Annotated in this window: 13 protein-coding genes; 3 read left to right on the top strand and 10 right to left on the bottom strand. The window is 37.9% G+C overall.

Annotation, left to right across the window (positions count from 1 at the left end; translation table 11 throughout):
* Positions 1-2 precede the first annotated feature (2 nt).
* The 7 genes from M3189_RS23785 to M3189_RS23815 all read right to left on the bottom strand — a co-directional run bounded on the left by M3189_RS23785 (position 3) and on the right by M3189_RS23815 (position 8,397).
* Positions 3-752 carry a hypothetical protein gene (locus M3189_RS23785; protein WP_251638773.1) on the bottom strand — a complete coding sequence of 250 codons (750 nt, stop codon included), beginning with the start codon at positions 750-752 and terminating at the stop codon, positions 3-5.
* A gap of 150 nt (positions 753-902) precedes the next feature.
* Entirely contained in the window at positions 903-1,208 is a 306-nt protein-coding gene (locus tag M3189_RS23790; RefSeq protein ID WP_251638782.1) for a WXG100 family type VII secretion target, read from the bottom strand.
* A 25-nt stretch (positions 1,209-1,233) separates the two neighbouring features.
* Complete coding sequence (locus M3189_RS23795) at positions 1,234-1,536, bottom strand: WXG100 family type VII secretion target (protein ID WP_251638784.1); 303 nt, start codon at positions 1,534-1,536, stop codon at positions 1,234-1,236.
* Between the two features lie 29 nt (positions 1,537-1,565).
* Positions 1,566-1,817, bottom strand: a complete 252-nt coding sequence (locus M3189_RS23800) for a methyltransferase (protein ID WP_251638786.1) — start codon at positions 1,815-1,817, stop codon at positions 1,566-1,568.
* Positions 1,810-6,399 (bottom strand): type VII secretion protein EssC, encoded by a 4,590-nt coding sequence (gene essC, locus M3189_RS23805; RefSeq protein ID WP_251638787.1) that lies wholly within the window; start codon positions 6,397-6,399, stop codon positions 1,810-1,812. Before essC ends, M3189_RS23800 begins: the two co-directional genes overlap by 8 nt.
* Positions 6,400-7,067: 668 nt before the next feature.
* Entirely contained in the window at positions 7,068-7,214 is a 147-nt protein-coding gene (locus tag M3189_RS23810) for a hypothetical protein (RefSeq protein WP_251638789.1), read from the bottom strand.
* A 55-nt stretch (positions 7,215-7,269) separates the two neighbouring features.
* Complete coding sequence (locus M3189_RS23815) at positions 7,270-8,397, bottom strand: 2-methylaconitate cis-trans isomerase PrpF family protein (protein WP_251638791.1); 1,128 nt, start codon at positions 8,395-8,397, stop codon at positions 7,270-7,272.
* Between the two features lie 144 nt (positions 8,398-8,541).
* On the opposite strand from M3189_RS23815, the gene M3189_RS23820 reads away from it, so the two are divergent.
* Both M3189_RS23820 and M3189_RS23825 read left to right on the top strand, forming a co-directional pair.
* Positions 8,542-9,405 carry a LysR family transcriptional regulator gene (locus tag M3189_RS23820; protein ID WP_251638793.1) on the top strand — a complete coding sequence of 288 codons (864 nt, stop codon included), beginning with the start codon at positions 8,542-8,544 and terminating at the stop codon, positions 9,403-9,405.
* Between the two features lie 214 nt (positions 9,406-9,619).
* Positions 9,620-10,936: a CitMHS family transporter gene (locus M3189_RS23825; protein ID WP_251638805.1), complete on the top strand. Its 1,317-nt coding sequence runs from the start codon at positions 9,620-9,622 to the stop codon at positions 10,934-10,936.
* Between the two features lie 73 nt (positions 10,937-11,009).
* On the opposite strand, the gene yyaC is transcribed toward M3189_RS23825, so the two are convergent.
* Together yyaC and M3189_RS23835 are read right to left on the bottom strand one after the other, a co-directional pair.
* On the bottom strand, positions 11,010-11,579 hold the full coding sequence (yyaC, locus tag M3189_RS23830) for a spore protease YyaC (RefSeq protein WP_251638795.1): 570 nt from the start codon (positions 11,577-11,579) through the stop codon (positions 11,010-11,012).
* Between the two features lie 56 nt (positions 11,580-11,635).
* A complete protein-coding gene (locus M3189_RS23835; RefSeq protein ID WP_251638797.1) occupies positions 11,636-12,766 on the bottom strand; it encodes an AbrB family transcriptional regulator in 1,131 nt (376 codons plus the stop codon).
* A gap of 152 nt (positions 12,767-12,918) precedes the next feature.
* On the opposite strand from M3189_RS23835, the gene M3189_RS23840 reads away from it, so the two are divergent.
* Positions 12,919-13,791, top strand: coding sequence for a LysR family transcriptional regulator (locus M3189_RS23840; RefSeq protein WP_251638799.1), 873 nt, complete (start codon positions 12,919-12,921; stop codon positions 13,789-13,791).
* A gap of 207 nt (positions 13,792-13,998) precedes the next feature.
* Here M3189_RS23840 and M3189_RS23845 read toward each other — a convergent pair whose 3' ends face one another.
* Complete coding sequence (locus tag M3189_RS23845; RefSeq protein ID WP_251638801.1) at positions 13,999-14,766, bottom strand: transposase; 768 nt, start codon at positions 14,764-14,766, stop codon at positions 13,999-14,001.
* Positions 14,767-15,350: the final 584 nt, after the last annotated feature.

Raw genomic sequence — 15,350 nt, forward strand, 5'->3', positions numbered from 1 at the left:
GGTTACTGCACCTGTCTTTGCTCAATAAATTGATTTAAAGGAATATTGATCTGTCCTTCATTGACGCCGAACCCATTTTCCTTGAACCCTTCTAGCATTTGATCAAAATCATTATAAGTCTCGGCATTTTTCTTAAAATATTCCTCAGACTTTTGTATTGTCTCTGTGTCCGTATAGTAGATTTCTAATGCGGCATTTAAGGGGAGTTTTTCAGCAAATAATTCCTGATACACTTGGAATTCCTTCTCTGCGTCAATGTTGGCTACAGCGGTTTTATCCAACAACAAGGTAAGAACAATGGGAACATTTGTATACCTTTTAGAAAAATCCTCCAACGAGACCTTGCTTTTATCAGTGTAATCAGTATCGGCAAAACCGACATACACTTTCATAAAAAAGTTGTCGGTAAGTTCACGGATTTTGTCACTTGCAGTCTGTTTGATTTCATCTTCGAGGAGTGCCTCAACGTATTCATCAATCATCCACTTACCTTCCTTTTGGACCTTTGCTTCAAACAGTAAATCTTTATTTCCTTCCGGCGAAGCGACTACTTTAAATGTGTCACCGGTCAAGGTTCCATATCCTTCACCAGAACCATAAATGCTAAAATCCTCATTATACTTTTCCTTCAAGAGTCTTTTAGCAATATCCGCCCGATCCTCACCTTTTGAAAAGAAATTCATACATCCACTCACTCCCAATAAAGAAATAATGACAAAAAATGACAATGCTGCAATTTTTACTTTTCTCATGAATACAACGCCTTTCCACGTTAAATCGGCTTTACGATTTTAACAGCAATTGTTGCGAACACTATATAAACCCATTACGAAGTTATTTTCATTTTTAAATGCTGCGAAAGACGATGGGACTCCATCGCCTTTAGCGCAAGCGTTGATACCTTATTTAAATGCGTCAGCTAAACTGATATTCGCTGTTTCTGTTTCGAAGTAACCTTGTTCTACATTGGTTCTTAAAAATGTTACATAGCTGTTAAGAATATCTTGATAGTTTTGGAAAAACTTCGCTGCAAACTCATCAAAAGAAGCAATGGTTGCTTGGGCTGCTTCCCCATCCCATGTATTTGATAGATTTTGGATTGTTTTCTGACTTGTTTTTAACTCTTCCGCAAGTCTTACGTTCAACCCTTCGATTGTTTTTGCAATATCGCCAACTTGTGCCGTACTTACTCTAATTTGTCCAGCCATTTCTCTCACTCCTTTTTTAATTCAATTAGTTTGTTAATCTTCTTACTTGAGCAGTATTACTATCTTGCATTTGTGCATAATTGGCTCTTTGTGTCTCAAGCGCTTGACTTGCAGTTAGAAGTTTATCTGCCATACTTTTTAAATCATCGTTAAATCCATTGATTTGATCAACAAAGGCAAGGTTATCTTCTCCCTCCCAAGCTGCCCCCATTGTTTGTGCAGCCTGCATCAGTTGGGTATAGATACCTGTGTACGTTTCAGATAGCTCTGCCATCTTTTTAGAAGCAGTTTCTAGTTCTTGCGGTGTTACTTTAATTACTTTTCCCATTTTTCATTCTCCTCTCTATTTTTAATCATCTATATCAACATAAGCTTAGAACCGTTTTGAATACCTAGTTCACAAACAGCCATGTTAATATTGTAAATAATTCCAGTGGCTGCATCACATAAAACCGCTTGGCCATTGGCTTTGTATTTTCCATCTGATAAATCGCTTAGCAGTGCGGATACCAATAGCAGTACCTCGCTCATTTGGCTTTCTACTGGTATGTAAACATCAAAGCTTTTGTCTGCAGCAGGAAGGAAGATTTCAACAAGTACTTTATTCATCGTTGTCACCATTCTCCTTTCCTGTGTTTAATAGCTTTACTTTTACACTCTTTCCTTTTTGTAAAGAGAAACCAAATCCAGCACTCATATCTTCACGCATTTCAGAAGTTGTTTTTGCAGCCTTTAGGTTAAATTGGTCGGTAATTCCACTCCCCACCCAAATACCATCACCTGGATTCATATGTTGTTTATACCACTTATCAAACGTAATTCCTGATAGATTCTTAGATTGCTCGGCAAATAGGATCGTAATGTTGTACTTGGCATCTCCCTTTTCAAGAATGAGGCCAAGTTTCTCTGCTCCTTCTTTTGACAAAGCGTTTTTCAAAGCAGCAACGGAATTAATCACGATCACTTTTTGATCAAAATGTTGGGCTTCAACACCTTTTTCAATTGCCTCTTTATACGAATTATTACGATAAAGCACCAATTCAAACAGAGCATTCACACTATTTTCAAAGTCTTTAAGTGTAGAATAATAGGTAATTGTACGATTATCCTTATCAATAAAACTTTGCTGTCCATCAATCACAGTCACATCAAAACCACCATGATCTGCCATGAATTTAGATAAATCATGGGTAAAACCTAAATGCTCGGTGGATGATGATAGAATCATATGGATATACGATTTACCAAATGGATAATAATGAACATTTAGAGAGCTCTTTTCAACGCCAATTGGGATCGTAAGACTTCCCTCAGAAACATAGTGTGATAAAAATTCCATATCGACGTGATCTGGTAAAATCGGAATCTTCCTTGCTGTATTTCCTTTCCAGGACGACTGGAGTTTCATACACTCTTTTTGAATAAACGGGAATGGAACAGGTTCATCTGTAATTTGAGCAACCTGGAACTCGTAAATGGCATCTCTCTTCACAAGACCTCTGCCTTTATATCTCGATGGGAACAATCCATCTGTTTTACCAACAATGCCAGCATAATCGGATTCATCATTTAATTGCAGGACAAGCATTTGCTTGAAGTTTTGCAGCAAGCGGAACCTTACTGCATTGGTCCCAAGAGCTGTTAAAACAAAGTAGATACCATACTTGGTTCCTTCTCGTGACAGGAAGGATACGGCTGTTTCTTTTTCTTCGTACATTTCGGTAAAGGCAGCAAAGTTATTGACACCAACCACAATCGAAGCGATTTTCTCTCCTGTAGCACGAATATAAGAAGCATGGTCACCACCATAATCTGCAAATAACTTCTTCCTATTTTCCAATTCACCTTGAAGCATTTTAAACAAATTACTAATCTTCTCACTCTCAAAAGAAAGTATGACATCTCCCACATGCGGTGCTTTAGCAAAAGCACGCAATGTTTCAGAGGCAAAATCTAGTAAATAGATATTGACTTCGTCTGGTGTATGTTCTTGCATGAGTGAGTAGACCATGGTATTCAAGAAGGTCGTTTTTCCGCTTCCCGCTGCACCGTAAACAATCGTATTTCCTTCTTCCGTAAGCGGCAGACGCAGCAAGCATTGCTGCTGTCTGGCAGGATCATCGTACTCACCGATTACCGGATTCAGTACAAACGAATTTTCATGGCCAAGAGGATATTTTTCTTTTATATCCTTTAATAGAATCATAGCCGGAATGGGCTCAAGCCAGAGTGGACGTATTTTAATCTGTTCTTCCTGTGCAATCGTACGTAAATAATCGGTGATAACATCCATTTGCTTTTTCGGATTGGCAAACATGTTTTTCTTCTTATCTATTTTCGCTTCTTTCATCGGGCGGCCATTGCGATCAATGACCACAACACTATTATCTTTCTCCACCACCACTTTATCAGAAGGATAATAAGGTGCTCCTGCCCAAGCAGACTGACCCATTTCAAACAATTCGTTATAGCCGACCTGCAGATAGAAGCGTCCTGTATCTGTAAGTTCAGCAGCATCTGGACGTTTGAGCATATCCATACTGTCTGCTCGTTCTTGCACTTTCAAACTTACCCTAAATTTACTGTTACTCCAGATTTGGTCATCTACCACACCACTTGGTTTTTGTGTAGCCAAGATCAAGTGGACACCTAAGCTCCGTCCGATACGGGCCGCACTGACAAGCTGGGCCATGAATTCTGGCTGCTGTGTTTTTAATTCCGCGAACTCATCAGAAATGATGAATAAATGCTGAAGCGGTTCAGCTACAACCCCTTCACGGTAGAGCTTTTGATAGTTGTAAATATCGATATTACTCTCGCCAACCTGTTTGCTGGCCTGGGCAAAAATAGCTTGCCTGCGCTTCAATTCACTCTCAATTGATATCAACGAACGTTTTATCGCTGCGCCATCTAAGTTGGTGATAATACCAGCCGTATGTGGCAGGTTTTCAAAGGATTTAGCCATACCGCCGCCTTTGTAGTCAATCAAGATAAATGCGACTTCATTCGGATGATAGTTAACGGCCAATGACAAAATATAGGAAATAATGAATTCGGACTTCCCAGAACCCGTCATCCCTGCAACCAATCCGTGCGGTCCATGAAACTTCTCATGTAAATCAAGCTTAAACAATTCACCTAATGTATCCACACCCACCGCTGCTTCTAAGGATTTGGTTGGATCATTGTCCTTCCAGCGAGTTAAGGCATTTAAGTGTTCGACTTTTCCGACGCCAAATAACTCTAAGAACGTAACCATTTTTGGCAGATTAAAAGAATTTGCTAACGTATCAAGCGGTACATTCGCTAACTTCACACTCAATTCCGTTGGGTCTGCCTGTAATGGCGGATCTGGAACAAATGAAATAGTTTTACCCGTAATATCGTTTTTATCAAACAGCTTTCCGCTGTGCTCATCAAGATCCACGACCATCGTACATTCTTTCGGCAAACTTTTAAGTTCATCGTAAAACGTAATAATGGAGATATGGATATTCTTTTTCTTTAAATAAACTTGTTTTAACATCTCGGCACGAATCGCGAGCTGCTTACTCATTGCAAAAATAATGTAATACGGTTTGATATCATCCATATCACTGTCACTAACAGTTGAGCGAGCTTCGATTTCTTTTTCAAGATAAGCCGAAACTTCCTTTACTTCGATATTATTGGTGGCCAGAAAGCGGAACTTATTATCATTACTCCAAACATGTGGCAGCCATTTGGTAAAACCAAAATCGTTATCCTCTTCTTGGTCATAAACAAACACCATTTTCACTTCATCGTAGCTATACAGCGCTGCTAGTTGAAAAATCAATCCCTTTGCAAATTCAATCGTTTGTTTCCGATTTCCAATGACACCAGATATGTAATTTTCAAACAATGATAAGGTAATAGGTATGTTTTTTAAGATTTTTGGAGATTCCACTAAGGTGTACAATTCCTCTTCAAGGTTGTCATCATCAATGGAGAACTTCTTTTCGGAATACGAAATATCAGCAGCTAATATACCGTTCCCAGTACCCACTCTTAATTTCAGAAAATCATTTTGCCCTGGTCCGCGTTCCCATAGATTCCGGTCAACTTTATCAATTCGCCCAATAAGGTCACTTACAGGAACATGGTTTTCACGCAAGATTTCTTCTTGCTTTTCAGCTTCCTCGTTAAAGGCAATTGTAATTTTATCTAAATATTCTTTATATTTCTCTTGACGGACTTTTTCCTTTTTACGTCGGCGTCTCATATCATACTTTTTTGATAAAATCGGCCATAGGATCGTTCCAAGAAGCATGCTTGCGGACATAACAATAGAAGGAATTGCTCTTGAAAAGTCACCAGTAGTCATCGCATTATTGATCGCAAAGGTTGCTGTCGCAAGCGATGCCATCCCCATTGTCATAGAAGGACCTAACACCAACATCAACGGCATCTCTTCCCCAATCGCATTAGGCGGTGGTGAGTCAATTTTAATAACAGGCTTTTCTACATCTCTCTTAAAGCGAGGAGAGCGATAAAAATAATCCGTTGCCGGTGCTTCATATTCCTCCTCTTCGTCTGGGGTCACTGCTTTTTGATTCGTAAATGGTTTTAGGAAATTGCTTTTTAAAGAAAGCGTTCCATCCGGGTTATTTAGCGCAATGAAGAAGCTTCCCACAATCATTTTATAACCCATTATGTAAATCCTATCGCCAATATGTAAATCCCTGGTTTTCACTCGGTCGCCATCGACAAAGGTTCCGTTCGTACTGTCAAGGTCGGTAATGCTCCATTTTCCGTTACGAAAGGATAGTTTGGCATGTGAAGCCGACACAAATTGATTGTTCAATAGGATATCGTTTTTATCGGTTCTTCCAATGGTAATATCACTATCCTTGTCTACCAAATATTTCGTGAAGGTTTGACGATCATCCGTACGGGGTTCAATGAACACAATGGTTTTATTATCCTGTTCCTGCGTATCCAAATTGTAGATACTTAACGGACTTAATACCGTATTCCGAATGGGTTTCCCTGAATAATCCAGAATCTTAACCTCTTTGTTAGACTTAAGAATCCATTCACCATTGATTCCTTCAATCCCGATTAATTTTTTGGACCAATCATTAGAATCATAAATCCAATATTGACCTCTTATTTTCTCAGGAAGAGTAATTGAATGGATACTTGCTTTGTTTATTAACGTTACAATCATGTACTACTTCTCCTTAGATGTATGTTTGAAACGAATTCCGTTGCAAAACTATATTAAAATAACAATAGAAAAACAGGCCCGAGAAAAGGAGAAACACTCCGGTTACTAATATATGTAGAAAGATTTTATCTTTTGGTATTCTTATCCTACCTTTGATATAGAAAAAATCCATTCGAATGCCAGTTTATAACAATTATGAAAAAAAGTGCCCCTTTAATCCAGTTGTAAAAAAAAACACCAACACCTTGTGGGATCAAGACAAATTTTACTTTTACATACTGATAATAGTGAAAATCGCTGGTAAATACCACCCAATTTTTAGCAATTCTTAATTTCAGTTCCTTTGCCCTACAAGATGTTTAGGCCAAAAGAAACAAAGACCCCTACCATTAACATGGTAGGGGGACATGGGGACGGTTCTCATGGTCTTTTTTTTGGTTAATGCAGGACACAAGAACCGTCCCCGTGGTCACCCGTGGTCACCGTGGTCACCCCCATAGTCACGAAAAACACCAAGAGGCCACCGAATGAGCCCATTCGGTGGCCTTTTTAATTAAATCTTTGCTATGAAAAACTGCTTTGGCAAAACTCGGGACACTCAACAGGGAGAGTTCGCATGGTCTTAGTATGGTTAGTTCGGACCACAAGAACCGTCTCCACGGCTCCATTTATACAAAACTAGGATCATTAAAGTATACTATTTTTGAAAGAAATTTTGTGCCTTGAATATTTTTGAAAGCTTCATTAGCTTCCTCTTCTTTGTCAAATTCAAACATTTTAATATTTCCATTTAAATAGAGAGTGATGATCCACATTTGAAAGCCTCCAATTAAAATTTGATTTGATACTATGATTTTCAGATGAGTTTTATCAAGCAAATTGATAGGAAATCTCATGATTTTTTTTCGTATACACATAGCCCTCTAAAATAGTTCTCGCAGTACGTACTACTTTAATGGCACGAATGTGGCCTGCCAGGAAATCCACTTTCGTTTCCATAATTCCCGCTGGATGAGCTAATCGAAAAACTTCCTGTTTAATATTCACCATATCTGATAGAATCGTTTCCTGTAAAAAGGCTGCAGTAGTTGTACAGATGGCCCCTGTGATGGCAAGAGCCTGATGGGGCTTTTGCATCGACATCATTCTAATCATCAAATCCATTTCTTCCGCTTTTCTTTCTGTTCCGGTCATATCGATGTAATCCATTGGCGGTGAAATAATGGTCATTTTCGGTACAGCAGGAGAAAGAACCGTTGCGGATTTCCTATCGGTAAATCCACACATTTCAGCTGCAATTGAACGAATTTCTTCCAGTTCAATTAACTTTTCCTGTGTATAGTCAGCAGGTAATTCACTCCCGGTCAGACCGATATCTTGGGCCCTAACAAAAACAAGTGGATTGGCGGCATCAACAATAGAAACGGGAAAAAGTCGATTACTTGTTTTGATCATGTCAATTGGATTACCTGTTGGAAAGAGCTTTCCTGTAACAGCTCCTTCAGCACGATTAAAAGTAAGATAGATAGGTGATCCTGTGCCAGGCACTCCTGGAATGGAACAGCTTCCTTCCGTTTTCACTTGGCCATTTTCAATTTCTACTTCTGCTATTATTAATTTTTGTGTATTCGTATTAAAAATTCTTACCGTTGTGACTGGTTCCCTTACCGGAACTAATCCTTGCTCAATGGCGTATGGTCCTACCGCAGATGATATATTACCGCAATTCCCTTTAAAATCAACCATTTGATTATCAATGCTTATTTGAGCAAATGTGTACTCCACATCAAATTCTTGCGAATTCGACTTTTTTATAATTGCTGCCTTACTAGTCAACGAATTTGCTCCGCCAAGACCATCAATCTGTCTGTGATCCGGACTACCCATTATATCGAGTAAGAAGTCTTCCCAGTGCAAGCGATTCAAGGGCAAATGTTCAAAATTGAGAAAAACTCCTTTACTTGTTCCGCCACGCATCAAAACCACGGGTACCTTCATTACATTAACCACCTTTATATAAAATGTTTTACCACTACCGGTTCCTTTGAAAATATAGTATGATAGGTTCAATCATAAGTAAAATACATATTTTTTAAAAGAAAAGTAAAAAAAAATTTATAATCTAAAACGGGGGCAAATAAATTGGACGAAAAAGACTGGGTCGCATTAAGGTTATTGTATGAAGAAAAAAATATTAGCCGTGCCGCAGAGCGATTATACATTTCGCAACCAGCGTTAACATACCGCCTTAAGAATATAGAAAAAGAATTTGGAACGAGTATATTTTTTAAAATAAAAGGGGGTATTGAGTTTACTTCTGAAGGTACACATTTAGCTTCTTATGCGGAAGAAATGATCATTAAGCTCCAAAAGACAAAAGATTACATGTTAAATATGCAAAACGTAGTAAGGGGCACACTGCGTTTGGGCGTTTCTAGTAATTTTGCTCAATATAAACTTCCTAAAATACTTAAAAAATTTTCAATAAAATATCCACTTGTACAATTTAATGTCAATACAGGATGGAGTACCGAAATCATGAATCTTCTTGATTCTGCTAGTGTTCAATTAGGAATATTAAGGGGAAATTACGAATGGTATGGAATTAAAACACTGCTGCACAAGGAAAGGCTATGTTTAATTTCAAAAACAGAGGTGGATCTGGAGAACCTGCCAAATCTTCCATTCATAAATTATAAAACAGACAGCTCATTGAAAAGTTTAATGAATGGCTGGTGGCATGATAGATTTTCTGAACCTCCATTAGTTACAATGGAAACGGATCGGCAGGAAACCTGTAAAGAAATGGTTAAAAATGGCCTTGGCGTTTCCATCTTACCAGAAATATGCATGCAGCCATCTGATAACCTGTATACATATGGATTATCTTATAAGAATGGAGAACCTGTATTAAGAAATACATGGTTGATGTATAACGAGGAGTCTTTAAAACTATCTTCTGTAAAGAATTTTATTGATTTTTTAAATAGTAACCCCAATCTTTAATGAAAAAGCACAATAGATCTAAAAAATCTTTATTGTGCTTTTGTTCTGTAAAAGGGATTATAAGTTTTTTTATATTAAAATATAAAAAAACTTATATTTTACTTATGTTAATATTTGAATTATTCTAAAAAAAGAAAAGGGAGCAAGGAAATAAAAAAAGATTCCACGCTCACCATCTTGTAAGCGATTACTTTTTTGAAGGAGGGAAATTAGTATTCTTACTTTTTTGGGAATTTCAATGGTGGTTGTGTTTACTTACTTAATTATGTCCAAACGCTTATCCCCGGTTACTGCCCTGACGATTGTACCGATTGTCTTTGCCATTATTGGTGGGTTTAGTTCTAAACTCGGAGAAATGATGTATGAGGGATTAAAGGTTGTTGCACCTTCAGCTGCTTTGTTATTGTTCGCTATCCTGTTTTTTGGTGTTCTAATCGACGCCGGATTATTTGATCCACTTATTAAAACGATGTTGAAAATTGTAAAAGGGGACCCAGTAAAAATAGCAATAGGAACTGCAGTGATCGCAATGACTGTTGCTTTAGATGGTGATGGTACAACAACTCATATGATCACCATCTCTGCCATGCTGCCTCTTTACTTGCGACTTGGCATGAATCCTCTAATTCTTGCCACCATTTCAATGCTTTCTGTTAGTATTATGAGTGGCATGACGCCTTGGGGAGGACCCGCTACAAGAGCGATAGCATCTCTAGGTCTAGATGCAAATGAATTCTTTGTTCCAATTATTCCAACACTGCTTGCAGGAATGGCATCTATTCTATTTACCGCTTATGTACTTGGGAAAAAAGAACGTAAGAGGGTTGGAGTTGTCCAATTCAATACTGCTCCTAGAATGAGCACCGCTCTTGGTGAAGCTGCAGTTGCTGCCGGCATACAAGCGGATTTAAAGCGTCCCAAATTAATATGGGTCAATCTTCTTTTAACGCTTACGATCATGGTCGTTCTTATAATGGGTTTAATACCGGTACCCGTTTTGTTTCTCATCGGATTTGTAATTGCTTCAGTTATTAATTACCCCAATTTAGAGCAACAAAGAGAGCGGATCGTGGCACATTCAGCAAATGCTATAACGGTTGTTACATTAGTATTTGCGGCAGGTATTTTCACTGGGATTTTTTCCGGAACAAAAATGGTCGATGCCATCGCAAATTCATTAGTGGCCATCATTCCGGATTCTTTAGGCTCTTTTTTCCCAGTAGTCGTTGCCTTGACTAGCATGCCATTTACATTCGTTTTATCCAATGACGCTTATTACTTTGGCGTTTTACCGATTCTTGCTGAAGCAGGAACAGCTTATGGAGTGAGTCCTTTAGAAATTGCCAGAGCTTCCGTATTGGGACAGCCTGTTCATTTTTTAAGTCCACTCGTGGCTTCGACTCTCTTATTAGTAGGAATGGTCAATAAAGACATCGGGGAACTTCAGAAGTATGCATTTAAATGGGCTCTATTTTGTTCGGTAATTCTTATCATTGTCGCTATATTGACAGGGGCTATCACTCTATTTTAATTAACAAACCTTAATCGAAACGGGGCTGTTTCAAAAACCAATTCTTAATGGCTTTTGGGACAGCCTCACTTTTTTAAAAAGTTCCTTGACTCTCGTTGGTCGCTTGAGTAATGATCTTTACGATTGTTTTTGCAAGGTTCATTACTGTGTATAGACGAGTATCATTTAAAAATTGCATAGCTGGTAACGGATCTATATAATTTACCATCCCGATAATATGATAGTCTCCCACTTCCGGCAAAACTTTTTTTAGGGCTTTCCCCGGAACCAGAGGTCCTTCTTTCAAGAAAACATAACCCACTTGATTTTGATCGCCTAAACAGGCATCCACACTAAAGATAAGCGGCTTTTTAAATTCCTTTTTAATTTCTTTTAATGTTTCTTTTAAATTAAATGCATGAACAGGCTTTTCCAAAGTACCGTAGACACGGCAAGGTACCTGATGTTCTTTGAGCATCGTTCCAACTAAAGGGCCCAATGAATCTCCTACAGAGCGGTCTGAACCAATGCAGAGAAAAATCATATCTTCTTTTGGATATCCAGAAGATTGAATAATTTCCTTCATTAAAAATGATAATTTTTCTGTATTTTTATCGCTCGGATCACAGAATATACCTGCCCCGTTTTCTTGTAGATTGGACATATCTTGATTCCCCTTTTTACTATTATACGAACAATAGTGATCTAATATATGTCAAATTAAGCTGAAGCTTGAGAAGATAGGTGCTTTTTATGCTCCCAATAATTTAAAAGCCTGAAAAATGGCGGTAATATAACACACACAATCATGATTCGAAGTACTTGCACTGCTATGACAAATGTAGAATCTGCATTTAGCACAACAGAAGTTGTTGTCATTTCAGCAATACCGCCAGGAGCAAAGGCAAGAATAGCGGTAATAAGTGAGATTCCTGTTACTTTTGAAACAAAAATGGCACACATAATCATTGAAAAAATAAGACCAATCGTACTTAAAAAGGCGACAATTATCGTCTGTTTTAATCCGATAAACATGCTTTTATGAAAACGGGAACCAATACTTGCCGCAATAAAAATTTGAGATAAAGTAATCACCACATGCGGCCACCATGAAACCATATCATGACCTATATACAAAGAACCGAACGCTTGGACAACCGCCACCGCCACCATACTTCCAATCAACCATGGAGCAGGAAATTTTAAATACTTGCCCAAGTGGTACCCCGTATATGCAATTCCAACTAACACTAAAGTCCAGAGCAGGTGCTCAAATTCAAAGGGAGAGACAGTCTGGGCAGGCAAGGTGACGTGCTCTACCGGATTACTAGCACATAATGATACAATAATAGGAATAATAAGTATAACTAAAAAAACGCGCATGGTTTGAATAATGCTGACGACAGCCGTATTTGCCCCGACCTCCTCCGCAATCCCCGGCATCGCGGATAATCCGCCTGGAGCTGTTCCAAAAAAACTAGTAAGCATATCGGTTTTGCTGTATTTCCAAAGTAGGAAACCAGAAAGTAAAGAAAAAAAGATTGATAGAAGTAGCATGAGAATAATGGTCAACCAAAATTCTTTAAAAATATGCAAAAAAGACAAGTTTATTTTCTGTCCCAATTCAATTCCCAAAATACACTGCCCTATAAACAACCAGTATTTTGGAACACCTTTTTGATTGGCTTCACCCCTTAATAGTGATGGCCTTAAAAAAGATAGTAAGGCAGCTGCCAGAAATGTACCAATCATCCATCCAATGGTAAGACCCGTCAACGAGAGTAAAAATCCGCCTAAGCTGCTTATTGTTATAAACCAAACACTACGAAAAAAAGTGCTGTTTCTTTTCAAATTTCCCGGCCTTCTTTCATTGTATATAAAAAAATATGCTGCTACTTGAGGTTACCTATAATAAATATAGTATAATCATAGCAATAAATAAAATATCGAATTAATATGTTTAACCATACATAAAAGTTATTTCTAAATTAGGGGTGATATTGTTGGACGAAAGAGACTGGATAGTATTACAAACCCTTTATCAAGAGAAAAATATTACAAATACAGCTAAAATATTGTATATTTCTCAGCCAGCTTTGACGAATCGTTTGAAAGCGATGGAGAAACATTTTGGAGTCCGAATCGTTATCAGAGGCAGGCGCGGAGTCCAATTTACCTCTCAGGGCGAATATCTGGCAAAAAGTGCTCATGAAATGTTATGGCGTACCCAAAAGATAAAGGAAACGGTTCTAAATATGGAGGATAAAATATCCGGTATATTGAGATTAGGTGTTTCTAATTTCTTTACTGATTATAAACTTCCAGGGCTATTAAAACTCTTCAAAAATCAGTATCCTGATGTTGAGTTCAAGGTAATAACAGGATTAAGCAGCCATATTATCCATTTAATGTACAATCAAGATGTACATATTGGCTTTGTGAGAGGAGATTATAGCTGGCAAGATCAAAAGAAATTGCTCTTCGAAGAAAGCATTTGTATTGCTTCAAAAGAAGAAATCGATATCCGCAACCTCCCCGCTTTATCGAGAATTGATTATCACACTGATCCATTACTAAAAACCTTAGTAGATAATTGGTGGACCGAAAACTATTCCCAGCCGCCATTAGTCAGCATCAATGTCGATAAAGCTGACACATGCAAAAAAATGGTTGAGAATGGGTTAGGTTACGCAATTTTGCCAAGCTTGTTAATAAATGATCTGGATAATATCCATAAATTTGAGATTAGAACAAAAAGTGGAGAGAAAATCATACGTAAGACTTGGATGTTCTACCATGAGGAATCTTTAGAGTTAAACATTGTAAAAGCCTTTGTTGAGTTTGTAGAAGGAATGGACTTACATAAAATTAAATGAGAACCACTGGAGATGGTTTTCCCAGTCTTTTGCGTTTAGTGACTGCTACAAGAACCGTCCCCCACGGCCACTTTGCCACAAAAAAAGGGGAGTGCTCAGCACATCCCTTTACTGACTTTATTAATTATTGATACTATTTTTGGACGGTTCATATGGTTTTTAATTTGGCTAACAATGACCACAAGAACCGTCCCCACGGTCACAAAATCATGATTTAGAAATAAGTGTTTTTGAAACGCCGAGGATTCTTGCGGTTTGGCGTTGGGTAAGGCCTTTGATTTCTTTTGTTTTTTTGAGGATTAGATTTCTTTGGAGTCTCGGTAAACTCTTAACTTGGGCGATTTCAATTTCATTTTCATTCAGCAGTTTCTTAATCTCTTCCCTAGCTTCCTCATCCGTTAATCTTCTTCTTTCATCCATGTGGTAATCTAGACATTGGTCCTGATTGGCCATTTCATTAAATTCTTTAAATCTCTCTCTGGCCAAAATGATATCCCCCGAAAACATACCAAAAATAAAATCAGAGTCCAGCAATTTCCTTCCCTCACCCTGAGTACCATAATAATGCCGGCAGCTGCTCCATCTCCATTGATCCACCCGTTTGACGATTCCTGCCTTAACTGGATTTTGATGGATATATTTCACAACGGTTAATAAATATTGTAAATTTTCTACATTCTCACTCTTAAACCTATCTTGAAAAAGATGCCCGTTTGTTCTGTACTTCCAGTTATAGTAGGAGACATAACATACACCTATACGCTTCATGGTAGCTGATATATCTTCATTGCCCTCTTTTAATAGCAGATGTACATGATTACTCATCAAACACCAGCTATAAATCCCCACCTTGGTTTTCAGCTTATAGATATGCATTAATTCAAGGAATTTCAAACAGTCCTCATCATCATGAAAAATTTCCTGACGATTGGCACCTCTTAGCATAATATGGTAGATTCCACTCCTACTTTTCACTCTAGCTCCTCGTGGCATCTTAAACAACACAAGAAAACATCGGTTTATTCTTTTGCAACATTTCCCCAATATAAACTTTCATTAGTAGCTCCATATACACTTCTCCCTTTTAGGTCCAGAGGGACGGTTCTCATGGTCCTAGTAAGGTTGGACCAAAAGAACCTTCACCATGGTCTTTTTTTTTTTTCAAAATGAGAATATAACTAGTTACTAGTAGATAATTGAGATTAAATCATGAGTGGTTTGATTGAAGAGGCAAGCCATTAACAAAATGAATGATGGATTAGATGAGGGAATGCAATTAAATTGGACAAAAAAGAAAATAATAGATTTACAAGGTGGATAAACAAACGAGAGAATCTTTAACAGAAGGAAAGGAGGAAAAACTATTACTATCAAAATTATCATACACCAATTATCAAAATACTTCATTCATTTTTTTGCTGGTGTTTCCTTAGGGACGGTTCTTATAGGGGACAATCGGAAGTTTTGCGCGTAAAAAGGCACAACTAGTGATAATTGCTAGTTGTGCCTTTGCTTTTTTATCGTTGAAAAACCAAATGCGCAAAATTTTTGATTGCCCG

The organism is Neobacillus niacini (assembly GCF_023715415.1).
GTDB lineage: Bacteria > Bacillota > Bacilli > Bacillales > Cytobacillaceae > Neobacillus > Neobacillus niacini_C.